We start from the raw sequence: 14,398 nt of genomic DNA, 5'->3' as shown, positions 1-14,398 counted from the left end.
CTAGCATCTGAGACATTAAAGAGGGTTAATGTGGTACTCTACACCAGTTAAACTTGTCTAAATAAGACCTGTTGATAAAATTGAATGAGTTCTTCTGCCCGTAGTCTGGAATGCCAGCAACGCTCATAAGCAGCACGAGCCAGTCTCCCACTGCTACACGCCTGTGTTGGATTTCCCATCCGCCGCTCAATAGCTTCTGCTAGTGCTCTTGAATCTCCTACAGGCACTAAATCAGCCCAGTCTTCACCATCAACCAGTTCTGGGATACCTCCCACATTTGTAGCAATGAAAGGTCGTCCCGAAGCAATAATTTCAATTAAAGACAGAGGCAACCCTTCGACTAAAGAAGGAAGAACAAAAAGTGCACAGCTTTTTATAGCTACATATATGTCCTCGACATATCCGTGCAGCACAACCGCATCATTTAAATCGAAAGCCCGAATTAGAGATTCAACTCGATAACGCTCTTGTCCCTCACCAAATATGTGCAGCGTTATTTTCCTAGCTTTTCTATCAATCATAGTCATAGCAGCTAGAAGAAATTCTAGCCCCTTCTCTTCAGACAGTCGGCTGACGCAACCAATATTATTGAGGGCAGTATCCGTTATTTCCATCAAAGGTGGATCCCACATATTATCTATAGGAGGCAAGGACGGTGGTATGACTTGTAAAAGTTGCTCTGTTTTCCTATAGCGCTGAATGTTCGCCGCAGCTTGATGGGACATAGCGATTACTCCATCGGCTGCTTTAAAAGCATAGTGCTCGCGATCGCCAATCCACCAAACGGAAGGGGAAGCGTTAGTCGTTTCTGTGACTACCACAGGAATTGTTCGAACCGTTTCCGTTGCTATCCACTCACAAGCTAAGGATTCGAGGGGAATAAAGTGGACCAGAGTGGGTTGCTGTTGTCGCAGCAGCTGTGTTAGAGCAGCAACTTTATCTGTTATATTATTATAGACCGCTAAAGAAACTAGCTTCACTCCTTGTTGATCTAATTGACGCTCAAATTTGGGATGAATCGTCCCTTCGGCAACGATGACCTGTACCTGATGTCCCAGGAGTGCTAGAGACAAAGCAGTCGCTACTGTTAGGACTTCAGAACCTCCCATATGTGTTAACCACTGAGTTGCGATCGCGACTTTCATTCTCCTAACCTTTTTTTGCGCCACACACGTTCCACTGCCAAACCCGGTACGATGCGTCGGGCATGCAGTTTTACCAACTCGATGTCATCTTGGCTAACCTGGGAAGCATAAATTTCCAAATTTTTCAGTTTTTCCTCGAACTGTTCGCTGATATCGATAATTTCTGCTTCTGCCGAGCCAATGACTTGCTGTACCCAGGTTTCAATACTGTCTAGCTCCTCAAAGCCCGCATAGGGAATATCTTCATAAAAAATCACTTCCAGTTCGGGTTTTGCCTTCCATCCAAGAACCGCCTTCAGTAGCAATACATGATCGATATGATTGCAGATCGCCAAAGGTACCCAGAGGTGCGTCATTTCTGTTTGCTCATTTAAGAATGACTGGATTGTCTCGATACTCTCCACTGCACCTGGGTCTTGGCGGTAATCTGTCACTGTGAAAATGGAGTCCAAATCTGGGTATCCCCGCAGAGTAACATCCCCTAACCCCAACCCCTTGTGCTTGAGGCCAACTTTGGCGGCGTAGGCAAGATCCTCAGTATTCCGAATGGCACTGGCTTCCTCTACCGAAGCTTCTGGTCGAGCGTAGGGGACATATAAACCGCGCTGAAACACGGTGATTAAAGTAGCTGTAGTTTGACTGATATATCCCTTTAGCAAGGCACCGCCAAGGGAATAGGCAATATCATCGGCATGGGCGGAAAGGAGTAAATTCATTGTTTCACTGAATCCTTTTAACCATCGTTACACCCGATAAAATTCCACAGACATTCCCTCTTCGTAGCTAGCCTCGTTCAATGGGTTAAGACGTTGGTGTGCTAATCCTAACTTCAAACCCACATCCTCCGCAGCAGCAGCGAGTTGTTCTAAACGATGCAATCGCTGGCGTAGAGTGCGGTAGATTGTTTTCTCAACAGTGCCATCAGGCAAGATCCATTCAAAAATCTGAGTGCTAGTCAGGATGCGCTTATTTTCGTCATAGCTTTCTACAGAGCGCATAGCAGCTGATCTCTTTCCAAATGGCGTTGGCACTTGGTGAACAATACCGAAGAAATGCATGGGTTTGGGAAAAGGTTGGGTGGCTGTTGCTATGCGTTGTTGACTCCTTCCTCGTAAGTCCGTCAGGAAACGACCGCCCGGTTTAAGACTATAGCAAATATTTTTGAGAGTGGAAAGCAAACTTGAATCATCCAAAAAATGCGTAAGAAAATCGTCTACTGCTATAGCAACATCAAGGCTGCCATCATAAAATTGCGACTGAATATTTAGATGATGCAGATGGATGCGGCACTGGAGTTCACTGTCAAGGTGAGCAAGCTTCTCCTGAAAAAAAGAGACCATATCACTGGAACTATCTATGGCATATACTTCGTGGCCCTGAGCTGCTAGCGGAATAGCTAACCGACCTGTTCCACAACCAACATCAAGTACCCGGATTTCTCCTTGTTTAAGAATTGAACAGTAATACTTTACGGTTTCACCGCTATCAGCATCGCCGGAAGCAGAATCGAGCAGCGCTGGCTCATAAAAGAGCTGCTCCCAGGGGCAACACAGTTCTTCACTGACCATTGTATTTTTCTTTGCTCGTTCTTCAAAGTTGCACGCGATAGGCTGACCAACCCGGTTCTACCCAGTCTTCCAAATCCATGTAGCGTTGGTCATAACACCAATTGCAATCGCCACAAATTGAGATCTGCTGCTTTTGGTGGAAGCGCTCCAAGTGTTCCTGTCGCAGTCTCACCATTTGTTCTCCATTCCAGAAGGTATCGAAATCAACCTCGCCCCAGCGAGCAAAAGTAAATTCCTCTACACCATTGAGGTGGTCGCAAAATCCCATCCGACCCCTGGCATTGACATAAAGATATTGCCAAGGATGGATGCACAGCTTTCGCGTCGCCATTACGTGTACATCCCCCTCAATCATTGATGCCGAAAGTTCGATACGTGCCCCTGTTTCCCTAGCGAGTTCGCGCAGTGTTTCCATTTCCTCTCGCACCTCCAGGGTGAAATTCTTGAGGTGAACAGGGTCTTGATCAGAGGTTTTGATGGGTTCTAACTTGAAACGGTCAATACCCAAATCGAGTCCTATGCGAACGATATTTTTAATATCGAAAATATTTGAACCACTGGCAGTAATACAAAAGTATACTTGTTGTTTAGGGTCATATCCTGCCGCTTCAGCTGCTTGCACTAACTGCTGCACGTTTGCAAGAGTTTTCTCTAACTTGCCACCAACGCGTAGCTGTTCATACAACTCTTTGTCTGCTGCATCAATAGATACACCGACTACGACGCCATTTTCACCAAGTCGTTGCCAAACAGATGGCTTATTTACGGTGGCATTAGTAATCAGCTTTTTCTTTAGAGGAAATTTGAGGGAATAGTCGAGATAGTCATCAAAGGTAGGCAACATTGTACTTTCGCCCCACCCTCGGAGATCTACGAATACTGCATGAGGAAATAAGGTGTCTGCAATTTCCTTGAAGGTTTCTAGTGGTAGCACATCGCCTGCTACGGCAGATTGGCGGCACATAGGACATAAAAGATTGCAGCGATCAGTCAACTCTATGTAAAGAGCTTTGGGATACTCGCTACAGTAGGGGGAATAGAAGGTTTGTTGCTCCGGCTTGGGTTTGATAGTATGGACACTTGGCATGTACATTTCCTTTAGAGGTAGCTATGAAAACTATAGTACGTCTTGTCTACTTATCCCCGATATTTTGGGAATTATTAAAAAGTTACTCCTAAATAGTTTTAATGGAGGTCATCTTTTAGCTTCGTAAGACTGCTAAATTCATAAATATGGGAGCAAACCTGTTCAACTTGGTCTGTGGTCATAGTTGGAAACAGTGGTAGTGTTATAACACTTTGGGCAAACAAGCGGCTTTGTTCTAAGTCATGACTTGTCAAATGTCTAAACGCTGTAAAGTCTGCTAAGCAGGGGTAGTGAAAGCTTGTTTGAATGCCTGCTTGCTTTAAAGCTTTGACTACATGAGTGCGAGTTTCCCTATCTGGTGCTACAAGTGCCATTAAGTGATGAGCGGAGTCACCAAGATAGTCCCAAAAGGGAACAGTCCAACCTGATAGCGGGGTCAGATGCTTTTGATAAGCTAATACAATTTGCTGGCGTCGGGAGTTATTGCGCTTCAGTTTTCTAAGCTGAACTCTACCCAATGCAGCTCGCAACTCATCAAGTCGATAGTTATACCCGTGTAGGATTACATCATAAGAGCTTGCATGACCTTTGTGACGCTCCCAAGAGAGAGTCGTCATTCCATGGGAGCGAAGCAGACGCAGACGTTCAGCTAAATTATCCCGATTGGTAGTGACTAAACCGCCTTCTCCAGTTGCTAAGTTTTTATTGCTAAAGAATGAAAAGCAGGCAATATCACCCAGCGTGCCTACCATGTTCCCATGGGGCTCTCTTGCTTGGGAGTCAAGGTAACGTGCTCCTACAGCATGACAGGCATCTTCAATCAATACCAAACCATATTGCTGACAAATTGTTTGAATTTCTGCCATGCGACAAGGGTAACCACCATAGTGCATAACTACAACAGCTTTTGTACGAGGCGAGATGCAACGTTCAATATCTGCTGGATCTATTGTAGGTTCATTCAGACCAATAATATCGGCAAACACTGGTTTCACGCCTATTGCTACAGCCATGTTGGCTGCTGCTACAAAATTAATTGCGGGTTGAATAATCTCATCCCCAGGCTCTAACCCCAGTGCCAGATAGGACAAGTGCAAAGCTGCTGTTCCATTAGCTACAGCGATCGCATGCTTTACTCCCAAAAATTCTGCAAACTCCTGTTCAAAAGCCTGAACTTCTGGCCCCATAGAAAGCCACTTACTTTGCAGCACTCTTTGAACAGCCATGGTTTCTTCAGAACCATAATCCAAATCGCTAAGAGGAATGTGCCAATTAGACAAGGTCAAACTCCTCCCTTTTTTCGGAAAAGATTTCCTGGGCTTTGGCGTAGTCATCCGGTCTACCAATATCTAACCAGAGGCAATCGGTCGGATACGCACAAATTCGCTCCCCTTTTGCCAAAAGTCGCAATACCAGATCGGGCAGATCAAGATATTTGCCGTACTCAATGTGTTTAAGTACGCTCGGTTCATAGACATAGATCCCCATGCTGACTTGATACTTTGTTTCTGGCTTCTCCAAGTAATCAACGACTTGATAGGTATCGTCCAATTTTAGAACACCTAGGTCTATTTTGACTGTGCGAGTATGGGTTGCGATTGTGAGCAATGCTTTCTGTTCTCGGTGGAACTGCACCAGATCATGAAAATTTAGATTAGTTAACAAATCTCCATTCATTACCAAAAATGTATCATCAAGATTGGGAACAAATGATAGTGAACCCGCTGTTCCCGTTGGTTCTTCTTCTTCGATAAAATGGAGTGTAATGTGTTCAACTAGCTTCTGCCGATGGTCAAAGTATGCTTTAACCAACTCAGCTAGATGCCCTAAGGCAAGAGTAATATCAGTAATACCATAGTGGATAAGGCGACGGATTAAGACTTCCAGTACAGGTGTATCGCCTAAGGGTACAAGAGGCTTAGGAAAGTTGACGGTAAAAGGTCTCAGTCTGGTTCCCTTACCCCCAGCCAAAATGACAGTTCTTAACCCGGCTGCACTGCTATTACATTTATTCATTAGAGATTCTGTACTCATGCGACATAATCTCTATAATGATATTGCTTAGAGTAGCTCCACACATAATCAGCTACTCGAGACAATTCCTTATCTAGAGAGATTGTCAGTCTCCACCCCAATATCCGTGGTGCCTTAGATGCATCACACAAGAGTAGTTCAACTTGACTATCTTGGGGTCGTTGTCGTTCAATCACACTCACTACAATTTTTGCCCAACTTAGTATACTCAGGGGGATGGAAAAACCTACGCTTATTACCTGATTTCGGCACATTGTTAAATTGGCTAAGGTATTGCAATAATACAGCTAACAGAGGCAACGTCAGGTGTGGCAGGTTAATACGAGGAGCGTACCTGATCTCAATCCCAAAACTTTTCGGTCTACTGACGACTTTATGAAAGAATAAATACGTTGAAGTCACTATCAATGCCGATTGCCGTTTGTAGATGTGAAGCCACAATAGTACAAATTCTGGAGAATCTATGTTTTACAAGAATAAAAAGGTTTTAGTAACTGGAGGAGCAGGGTTAATTGGCACTCATTTGATCGAGGAATTGTTAAATCGCGGGGCAGTGGTGCGAGCAACACTTCATAAAAAGCCATCCCTCGTTCAGGACGAGCGTATCGAATATGTCCAGTGTGACTTGACCCAACGGGATGACTGTTATGAAGTGGTGAAAGGCATGAACTATGTTTTTCTCTGTGCTGCCAATACTTCAGGTGCTGCCGTTATGGCTAGAAACCCAGTGGCTCACGTCACAATTAATCTCCTACTCAATTCCCAGATGTTTGAAGCTGCCTGTCTGTCAAAGGTCAATCGTCTACTGTTTATCAGTAGCACCACTATCTATCCCCCAGCAGATTACCCGGTTAAAGAAACTGAAGCCTTTGTGGGTGACCCATACCCCAGCTACATGGGGGTGGGCTGGATGAAGCGTTACATTGAAAAATTGGCGCAGTTTTACTACCAACGCTATGGCTTCAAAGTCGCTGTCGTGCGTCCCACAAATGTCTACGGACCTTACGACAAATTTGACTTTGAAACTTCCCAGGTATTGCCTGCACTAATTCGTAGATCTCTGGAGAAGCAGAATCCGTTTGAGGTCTGGGGAGATGGTTCGACAGTGCGAGATTTTGTCTACGCAACCGATCTTGTGACAGGAATCCTAGCAGCAATGGAACACTGTGCTAACTGTGATCCCATCAACATCGGCTCCGGTCAACCCGTGACTATTAAGGAAGCGGTAGAATTGATTCTCAAACTAACTGGGCATACCGTTCCTCCGACCTACGATCCATCCAAGCCAACGACTATTCCCATTCGCCTAGTTGATTTGACCAAAGCTCAGAAGCTACTGAATTACCAGCCCAAAGTAGATTTTGAGACTGGACTGAAGCAGACAATTAACTGGTATCGCCAGGTTACCGGACTTTGACACTGCCCAGAGTCGAGGAGCAAATAGACTGGAATAGTGGCACAATTTACGTAAAGCAAGTTAAAAAAGGTACTCCGTCTATTTATCGTCTTTACTCTGAGGAAATTCGCGCTCTCCGCAAGCTGCAAAGAGATTATCCTGCTAGTCCCTATGTTTTCCAGTCTTCTCGACACGGATCATTAGCACAAGAACTATCGCTGGAATTGTTGAACGGGCTGGTGAGAAGGCTTGTCTACCTTTTCCTGTTCATGCCCATATGCTACGGCATGGAACAACTTATATTCCAAAGACCTCTTGACAAAAATGCAATTACCTTAACCTCTCACGGATGAATACTGTTTTTTGGAAAATGTTTAAAGGATGATTGCAAGGGATCAATTATCAACTTACCGCACTGTTGTTACATTTATTCATAAAAGGATTGTATACTCATACGACATAATCTCTATGGCGATATTGCTCAGAGTAGCTTCGCACATAATCAGCTACTCGAGACAATCCCTCATCTAGTGAGATTATTGGTTTCCACCCCAACATGCGTTGTGCCTTAGACGCATCACACAAGAGTAGTTGAACTTCGCTATGTTGGGGTCGTTGTCGTTCAGTCACGCTCACAATTTCCGCCTTGCTACCAACCACACTCAAACATCGTTGAGCAATCTCCGCTACACTCACTGCTGTACCTTGCCCAAAGTGAATGGTTTCTCCTTCAATCCCTGGTGTTTGAGCTGCTAACAAGAACGCCTGCACAGTATCTGAAACAAAGGTCAGGTCACGCTTTGGTTCTAGATTTCCGAGAGTGATTTTTTCAACTTTGGCGATAGCCTGAGTCAACACCGTTGGAATGATAGCACGGGCAGATTGACGAGGCCCATAGGTGTTGAATGGGCGGAAGGTTACGACAGGTAGATCATAGCTACAGAAATAAGATTCAGCTAGCTTATCTGCGGCTATTTTGCTTGCAGCGTATGGAGATTGCGCTTGTAATGGATGAGCTTCATTTATGGGAGTGTAACGAGCTGTACCATAAACCTCACTTGTAGAAGTTACAATTAGCCGACGTACACTTGCTTGACGACAGGCCTGCAGAACATTTAGAGTTCCACACACATTCGTAGCCACATAGGAAGCTGGGGCTTGGTAGGAATAGGGAATACCAATTAAGGCAGCAAGGTGGAATACAACCTCGCACCCTGCAACCAGACTGGTGACCAAATAAGTATCTGTGATGTCCCCCAGACACACCTCTAGTTTGCTTTGCAATTCAGGTCGTAACTCTCGGAGATGCCCCCAGTTATTTTGGCTATTGTAATGTACTAAAGCCCGAACTTTGTATCCCTGGCTTAACAAGGCTTCAGTGAGATGGCTGCCAATAAAACCACCTGCACCTGTAACCAACACTGTCATTATAACTCTCCTGGTTTAAGATTTGTGATTAGGGTTAAAGGTGTAGGATAACTCCAAAAAGCGAAAGAAATTTGAATGCTTGTTGACACAACTAGAAAAGCTGGTTACGCAAGAAGGGTAATAGCCTATATACAAATGCTATGTTGTTTCAGAATTATCTGAACTGCATCCAATATATCCGAGGCGAGAAACGAGATTTGGTTGTCATCTTGCCATTCAAGAGAATACAGCCCTGTTTTCAGGAGACAACTACCTTTGCAACCAGCGTTTACACCAGCCAGCACATCACTGATGGAGTCGCCAATCATCCAGCTATCTGCTACAGAGAGTCCTAATTCCTGGGCTGCTAAGAGCAGCATACCAGGACCCGGCTTTCTATCAAAATACTCAACTTTGCGTAAGTCTGAAGTACGAGGAACGTGAGTGGAAAAGTAAATACCCTCCACACTTGCTCCCTGCATAGAAAGGAGCTGCTCCATCTTATCGTGAATAGCTTTTAGTCCCTCGAAAGTCAGCATTCCCCGTCCAACTACTGACTGATTGGTTACCACTACGCAGGCAAACCCTGCGCTTTGCAAGAGACAGAGAGCCTCGGCTGCTCCTTGCTCAAGTACTACCTGCTCTGGGGAGCAAAGATGATGCACATGTTTGATGAGAGTGCCATCACGGTCTAAAAAGACTGCTGGTCTAACATGGGAGTTTCTCTGCATGACAGTTTCAGCCTACTAAAGATTTTTTAAGCATTCCGCTAATAGTTTGGCTGAGCATATGACCCACAGCTAGTTGAGTATCCTCGATAATACCATAGTTATCAGAGGGAATAGTAATGTTGAAGTCGGCCATCTGGGCAACCTTCCCCCCATCGAAGCCAGTAATTGATACAGTACACATATCCAACTTTTGAGCTGTCTTGCAGGCGGCAAGAATGTTCGGGGAATTACCTGAAGCTGTGAGCATGATGAGTAAATCGCCAGGTCTGCCATTTTCTTGAACCTGGTAGCTGAAGATTTCAGTAAAATCAAAATCGTTTCCCAGAGCAGTAAGCATCGCAGGAGACTCAGCTAAGTTAAGCACTTGGAACCGAAGTTGGTGATAGCGGAAAGTGCTCAAGAAATCGCAACGATAATGAGCTGCGTTGTTGGCGCTGCCACCATTACCCACTAGCAACACTTGGGCTTGTCGGTTTACAGTATTAAAGATGATGTGAGCTATCTTTTCTATCGCTACAAAATCAAGAAGGGAGAGCACATCTCGCAACACCTTTATATAGTGTTGGGGTTCAGTAATCATACGCCGAGATTGATGATTTTCTGGTTCGAGAGCCATAGGATTTTGTAAATTATTCATAGTAAGCCTGAACCCACGCGAAAATTTGATAGGTCGAAAAATTTCGTAACATCTTGCCGGAACACATCCAATCGATCTGGCGTTCCAATGTCATAAAAGCGCTGCTCGCTCACGAAAGCTCGTATCATTCCTGAAGCTACCAAACGGGGGAAAATGTCCTCCTCTAAACTGGAAGGAAGATGCTGGGGAAAAGCGGCTACATGATGGCGGTGCAACAGCAGTACACCCGCATCGACATAATCAAATTTTAGCTCTGGTTTATCTTTGAGATACTGCTGAACGTAACCCTCAGAATCAACTTGCACATTGTTAGGAACGGGCAATTCTCCTCGGTTGGGATAGACGGTCATGAAAGCGGTAGGTGCGTGTTCAGTAGCACACTTAAACATGAGTGCATAATCACAAGGCAGAAAAGAGTCACCATAAATCACAACAAAGGAGTCTCTAAGCTGAGGATAGGCGTGAGACAAACATCCGGCAGTACCGTAAGGTGTTAATTCTTGGCTATATTTAATATCCACTCCCCATTTGCTACCGTCCCCGAAGTAGTCCCAAATCTGTTTCCAGCGATAGCCGACCAAAAGAAGAATAGAGGTAATTCCTTGACGGAGCAGATACATGATCTGATATTCTAGGAAAGGATGACCATGCACGGGTGCCATGACCTTGGGTAAGGTGTCGGTCAAAGGAGCTAGACGAGTTCCTCGTCCACCTGCAAGGATAACAGCCTGGTCAAACATCAACCAACTCCTGCGTTCCATATATTCGCTTGCGCACAGTTTATCCTGTGAAAATACTCCCATGCATCACTTTGAGCCTGTTTTATAGCGGTGATAATCTCATCCTCGCTAACACCAACTAGGGGTTTGCCCTCAGTCATCTCAACCCTTCCTATTGACCGCAACAAAACAAAAGGATGCGGATCTTGGCAGAGAGTGAGATAGCCGTGTTTGTTATCCCTACGGATAATATTGATAGTAGTATCCAAGTCGAGATTTTGCGGAAATTGTAGGTTGCCATTGACACTGTTAATCAGTTCGTAGTGCAGCCAATACTCCTGTTCACTTAACCACCCCCGCTTGAAGGAAATGGCAGATGCCACAAGCATTCCCAATGCAACAGCAATCCCGTGGGACAGACCATAGCCCTGATACTCTAAAGCATGTCCAACGGTGTGTCCGTATTCCAGAGAAATGCCGATGTTCTTTTCATTCGGATCTTGCAGTAGTAATTTCTGTTTAGCTTCAATCCCCAGAATTAAAAGCTGTGTTAGGGTGGAACAAGTTTGAGGCTGATTGATAAGCGAGAGCAAGATTTCAATACGCTCAGCGTCAAACACCAAACAATTCTTGATCAACTCATTGATTCCAGCGACGAGTTCCACCTGAGGCAAGGTTCGCAGAAAGTTCACAGATACAAAGCTGGCAGTCGGTAAATAATACATACCAAAAAGATTTTTGCCTGTACTGCCGTTAACCGCTTGTTTGAGAGAAAGGATAGAATCTGACATGGCTAGAAAGGATGTGGGCAGATGCACTAGGGAAATACCTCGATAGAGCAGTCCAGCTACCATACCTGCAATATTCCCCGTTAGTCCGCCACCCAGAGCCATGATGATGCTGCGACGAGTTACACCAGCAGCCATAGCCGCCTCTAGCAGGCGGTTGACCAGATCTAGAGTTTTACACTGCTCATTTGGTTCCACCAGAACAGTTTCGATAGGAAAATGAGACCCGTAGTAAGAGATGATTTCTTCGCCGTGCAGATCCCAGACATGAGAATCTGCTATGAAAAAGAGCCGATCCGGATTTCTCTGGGCACAAAACTCGATACATGACGAACCTACGTCTTGTCCGATGAAGATGGGCATTGACCGCTCAGCAAAGAAAAAGTTAATTTTGATTAGCTGCTCCTCTACTTGAGAATGCTGTTTATTATACGGTGTTGCTATCGTATCAGGGCGCATCATTTCCCGACCTCATGAACTTTTTTCATTGCCGCAGCAATCAGCTCCATATCCTTGTGTTCTGCTAGGAGAATAGAGTGATGCAGGAGTAGGGTTTTTCCATAAACTTCTTCTGCGTAGGGAAGCGTAAATTGATCTTTGCGCACTGCCTCGCGGGCCTCGGTACATTGCTTTACCCAGTGTTTCTCCTCTGGAACATAAAGAGGATGACGATTTAGTGGCACATAGGGCTGATGAACCCAGATGCCAAGTTCAGCGGACAAAGCCTCACTAACCCAGCCAATAGAGCGCCCCTGCAAAAACTCTTCATTTAAGAAAAAAGCGAAGTGATAGTAAGTTTCTTCGTCCTCCGGATCGTGAAAATTGGGAATAGACACTCCTGGTAATTGTATCAACAGTTCTGTGAGATAAGCAGCATTTTCCCGACGACGGGCGTTTTGATCCTGCAAGTCCTTGAGTTGGGCTGTAAGGATTGCCAATTGAATATCAGAAAGGCAGTGGTTACGCCCAGCTACCCCACCGTGTTCCCACAATTGCATCTTTCCCAACGCTTGTACATTCGGTAAAAAACTTCTGCCATCGGTGCGTAGACGATAGATCAGATCCGCCAGTTCATCATCATCAGTGACACAACATCCTCCCTCTCCAGAAGTCATAGGTTTTCCCTGTTGCATACTGAACGCTCCCACCTTGCCTATGGTTCCCACACTTCTTCCGCGCCACCGGGCTCCATGGGCTTGGGCACAGTCTTCTATCAGAACCAGATTGTGTTCTTTTGCTATGAGGTTTAGGGCGGTCATGTCGGCGATACGACAGTATAAATGAACTACCAGTACAGCCTTGGTTTTAGGCGTGATCAGCTGCTGCACTGATTCAGCGGCAATACACATGGTATGGGGATCTACATCCGCCAACACTGGAACCGCCTGATTTGTCAGCACTGCATAGGGACAGGCAACCCAGGTAAGTCCGGGTACAATCACTTCATCTCCTGGTCCTACACTGCACGCGGCTAAAGCTAGTTCTAGAGCTGAGGTACCGTGATCGGTGGGTATGCAGTGCTTCACTCCTAGAAAATCGGCAAAAGCTGCCGCAAATATCTGCTCTTGAGTAGATTTCCCATTAGTAAAACCGCTAATTGTCCAGCGACCGCTACGCAAAACATCAATGACCGCTTTTTCCGTTGCCGGGTTGGATTGAGGCCAAGTGGGCCAGGTCTTTTGACAAATAGGGGTTCCCCCATTGATTGCTAGTTTGCTGGATTCTTTGGTTAGCTTTGATTCACTTGATGTTGGGTATAGCATTGGAAACACCTCCCAGGTAATAACGGACAGTTGCGTTCTGGGTACACTCAAAACGAAAATCGTTCTGGAGAATTTTTTCTAGCAATTTGTCGTCTTCACCGACTTGATTTGCCAGTTCCTGCTGAGAAAATTCCGGGTTGAACCCGAGATGGCGTATGGAATCTGTGCGAAACAACCACTCATTCATATCTACAGTGGCTACGTTACGTGGATCATCTGAATTTCGGGGACCATCGTAGACAATCGAGTCTCCAGGACGGAGTAGCCCATTTTCCAAACACCACTGGTATAATGACTCCGCAATTTCCTGGCTTGGGTTCCATGGGTAGTAATCCCCCGTGAACGGAGAACCATCAGGGTAAACCAATACCCTCCAGGAATAGGCAGCATCTAGTTGCTGGACTTCTATGACATTAAACAAACTGCTCAAATGATTCGGTAGAATTTCATTATCATCGTCCAGGAAACAGACATACGGCTCTTGTATCATCTCCAAGGCCGCCTGACGTAGCTTGGCCATGCGAGGAGAAGAGTGTTCTGCATGATAGGGATTGCTAATGGAAACCCAATGAACAAGCTTCTCCACCTTTGCTACCTCGGAAACGTTTTTAAGAGCTTCAACGCGCTCAGAAAACACGTAATGGACAAAGGGTGGTGCATCCTGCTGAGCCTGAACACTCTTTATACAGCGTACCAGTTCCAATTCCCGGTCAAAGCAGAAGGTGATAACAGCAATTTTGTGCATACCATTTGCTTATTAAATAACTCTCCAAAGCATTAATAGCATGAACAGTACTGTAGAGCAAACCTGACGGGGCGACAAAATAGTTTTAAACGCTTGTGATCAAAAAAATGTGCAGCAATTTATGATAAAAAAAGATAGATCTAGTTTTGTCAATAAGACCTATCTGTTGATAATGTTACCTTTATTCTACCAAACACACTTAATGGGACTTTTTTAGTAAGCTTTTTGGGTGAAGTGGCATGAACTACGCACCGATCTCGGCTCGGGTCCTAGTGGTCTTATCGGTAACAACCGATTCAGCAGCCACAGGCACGAGCTGTACGGCACAAGCTTTTAATTCTGGTTGTAGTGAATCGGGACAAGATTCTGGATGAGTCA

General features: G+C 45.2%; 15 protein-coding genes. 2 read left to right on the top strand and 13 right to left on the bottom strand.

All coding sequences use genetic code 11. The features are described from left to right. Positions 1–47 precede the first annotated feature (47 nt). The 6 genes from AC5590_RS19820 to AC5590_RS19795 all read right to left on the bottom strand — a co-directional run bounded on the left by AC5590_RS19820 (position 48) and on the right by AC5590_RS19795 (position 5,816). A complete protein-coding gene (locus tag AC5590_RS19820) occupies positions 48–1,145 on the bottom strand; it encodes a glycosyltransferase family 4 protein (protein ID WP_169265190.1) in 1,098 nt (365 codons plus the stop codon). Continuing rightward, positions 1,142–1,861, bottom strand: a complete 720-nt coding sequence (locus AC5590_RS19815; protein ID WP_169265189.1) for a PIG-L deacetylase family protein — start codon at positions 1,859–1,861, stop codon at positions 1,142–1,144. Before AC5590_RS19815 ends, AC5590_RS19820 begins: the two co-directional genes overlap by 4 nt. 27 nt (positions 1,862–1,888) lie before the next feature. Then, complete coding sequence (locus AC5590_RS19810) at positions 1,889–2,713, bottom strand: class I SAM-dependent methyltransferase (RefSeq protein WP_169265188.1); 825 nt, start codon at positions 2,711–2,713, stop codon at positions 1,889–1,891. A gap of 22 nt (positions 2,714–2,735) precedes the next feature. After that, positions 2,736–3,800: a radical SAM protein gene (locus AC5590_RS19805; RefSeq protein ID WP_169265187.1), complete on the bottom strand. Its 1,065-nt coding sequence runs from the start codon at positions 3,798–3,800 to the stop codon at positions 2,736–2,738. A gap of 98 nt (positions 3,801–3,898) precedes the next feature. Next, positions 3,899–5,080, bottom strand: a complete 1,182-nt coding sequence (locus AC5590_RS19800; RefSeq protein ID WP_211178447.1) for a DegT/DnrJ/EryC1/StrS family aminotransferase — start codon at positions 5,078–5,080, stop codon at positions 3,899–3,901. Next, positions 5,073–5,816, bottom strand: a complete 744-nt coding sequence (locus AC5590_RS19795) for a sugar phosphate nucleotidyltransferase (protein ID WP_211178446.1) — start codon at positions 5,814–5,816, stop codon at positions 5,073–5,075. Before AC5590_RS19795 ends, AC5590_RS19800 begins: the two co-directional genes overlap by 8 nt. Positions 5,817–6,297: 481 nt before the next feature. On the opposite strand from AC5590_RS19795, the gene AC5590_RS19790 reads away from it, so the two are divergent. Next, on the top strand, positions 6,298–7,251 hold the full coding sequence (locus tag AC5590_RS19790) for an NAD-dependent epimerase/dehydratase family protein (protein WP_169265184.1): 954 nt from the start codon (positions 6,298–6,300) through the stop codon (positions 7,249–7,251). Beyond that, positions 7,248–7,583: a site-specific integrase gene (locus AC5590_RS19785; RefSeq protein WP_211178445.1), complete on the top strand. Its 336-nt coding sequence runs from the start codon at positions 7,248–7,250 to the stop codon at positions 7,581–7,583. The genes AC5590_RS19790 and AC5590_RS19785 overlap by 4 nt, the downstream gene beginning before the upstream one ends. Positions 7,584–7,680: 97 nt before the next feature. Here AC5590_RS19785 and AC5590_RS19780 read toward each other — a convergent pair whose 3' ends face one another. The 7 genes from AC5590_RS19780 to AC5590_RS19750 form a co-directional block, all read right to left on the bottom strand. After that, the gene (locus AC5590_RS19780) at positions 7,681–8,658 is read right to left on the bottom strand and encodes an SDR family NAD(P)-dependent oxidoreductase (RefSeq protein WP_211178444.1); all 978 of its coding nucleotides are present in this window, start codon (positions 8,656–8,658) and stop codon (positions 7,681–7,683) included. Positions 8,659–8,783: 125 nt separating this feature from the next. Beyond that, positions 8,784–9,368, bottom strand: a complete 585-nt coding sequence (locus tag AC5590_RS19775) for a D-glycero-alpha-D-manno-heptose-1,7-bisphosphate 7-phosphatase (RefSeq protein WP_169265183.1) — start codon at positions 9,366–9,368, stop codon at positions 8,784–8,786. A 7-nt stretch (positions 9,369–9,375) separates the two neighbouring features. Next, positions 9,376–10,005 (bottom strand): SIS domain-containing protein, encoded by a 630-nt coding sequence (locus AC5590_RS19770; protein WP_169265182.1) that lies wholly within the window; start codon positions 10,003–10,005, stop codon positions 9,376–9,378. Further along, positions 10,002–10,745 carry a sugar phosphate nucleotidyltransferase gene (locus AC5590_RS19765; protein WP_169265181.1) on the bottom strand — a complete coding sequence of 248 codons (744 nt, stop codon included), beginning with the start codon at positions 10,743–10,745 and terminating at the stop codon, positions 10,002–10,004. The genes AC5590_RS19770 and AC5590_RS19765 overlap by 4 nt, the downstream gene beginning before the upstream one ends. Further along, positions 10,745–11,974, bottom strand: coding sequence for a 3-dehydroquinate synthase family protein (locus tag AC5590_RS19760; protein ID WP_169265180.1), 1,230 nt, complete (start codon positions 11,972–11,974; stop codon positions 10,745–10,747). The genes AC5590_RS19765 and AC5590_RS19760 overlap by 1 nt, the downstream gene beginning before the upstream one ends. Continuing rightward, complete coding sequence (locus AC5590_RS19755; RefSeq protein ID WP_169265179.1) at positions 11,971–13,275, bottom strand: DegT/DnrJ/EryC1/StrS family aminotransferase; 1,305 nt, start codon at positions 13,273–13,275, stop codon at positions 11,971–11,973. The genes AC5590_RS19760 and AC5590_RS19755 overlap by 4 nt, the downstream gene beginning before the upstream one ends. Then, positions 13,253–14,020 (bottom strand): glycosyltransferase family A protein, encoded by a 768-nt coding sequence (locus AC5590_RS19750; protein WP_169265178.1) that lies wholly within the window; start codon positions 14,018–14,020, stop codon positions 13,253–13,255. The genes AC5590_RS19755 and AC5590_RS19750 overlap by 23 nt, the downstream gene beginning before the upstream one ends. Positions 14,021–14,398 lie beyond the last annotated feature (378 nt).

The organism is Brasilonema octagenarum UFV-OR1 (genome assembly GCF_963888615.1).
In the GTDB taxonomy this organism is placed as follows: Bacteria; Cyanobacteriota; Cyanobacteriia; order Cyanobacteriales; family Nostocaceae; genus Brasilonema; species Brasilonema sennae.
The sequence above is the reverse complement of the archived record's forward strand: the minus strand, read 5'-3'. Positions and strand labels throughout refer to the sequence as shown.

Excerpts from the sequence above, each read along its gene's own strand:
- AC5590_RS19820 (WP_169265190.1), bottom strand. The coding sequence starts at position 1,145 with ATGAAAGTCGCGATCGCAACTCAGTGGTTAACACATATGGGAGGTTCT.
- AC5590_RS19815 (WP_169265189.1), bottom strand. The coding sequence starts at position 1,861 with ATGAATTTACTCCTTTCCGCCCATGCCGATGATATTGCCTATTCCCTT.
- AC5590_RS19810 (WP_169265188.1), bottom strand. The coding sequence starts at position 2,713 with ATGGTCAGTGAAGAACTGTGTTGCCCCTGGGAGCAGCTCTTTTATGAG.
- AC5590_RS19805 (WP_169265187.1), bottom strand. The coding sequence starts at position 3,800 with ATGCCAAGTGTCCATACTATCAAACCCAAGCCGGAGCAACAAACCTTC.
- AC5590_RS19795 (WP_211178446.1), bottom strand. The coding sequence starts at position 5,816 with ATGAATAAATGTAATAGCAGTGCAGCCGGGTTAAGAACTGTCATTTTG.
- AC5590_RS19790 (WP_169265184.1), top strand. The coding sequence starts at position 6,298 with ATGTTTTACAAGAATAAAAAGGTTTTAGTAACTGGAGGAGCAGGGTTA.
- AC5590_RS19780 (WP_211178444.1), bottom strand. The coding sequence starts at position 8,658 with ATGACAGTGTTGGTTACAGGTGCAGGTGGTTTTATTGGCAGCCATCTC.
- AC5590_RS19775 (WP_169265183.1), bottom strand. The coding sequence starts at position 9,368 with ATGCAGAGAAACTCCCATGTTAGACCAGCAGTCTTTTTAGACCGTGAT.
- AC5590_RS19770 (WP_169265182.1), bottom strand. The coding sequence starts at position 10,005 with ATGAATAATTTACAAAATCCTATGGCTCTCGAACCAGAAAATCATCAA.
- AC5590_RS19765 (WP_169265181.1), bottom strand. The coding sequence starts at position 10,745 with ATGTTTGACCAGGCTGTTATCCTTGCAGGTGGACGAGGAACTCGTCTA.
- AC5590_RS19760 (WP_169265180.1), bottom strand. The coding sequence starts at position 11,974 with ATGATGCGCCCTGATACGATAGCAACACCGTATAATAAACAGCATTCT.
- AC5590_RS19755 (WP_169265179.1), bottom strand. The coding sequence starts at position 13,275 with ATGCTATACCCAACATCAAGTGAATCAAAGCTAACCAAAGAATCCAGC.
- AC5590_RS19750 (WP_169265178.1), bottom strand. The coding sequence starts at position 14,020 with ATGCACAAAATTGCTGTTATCACCTTCTGCTTTGACCGGGAATTGGAA.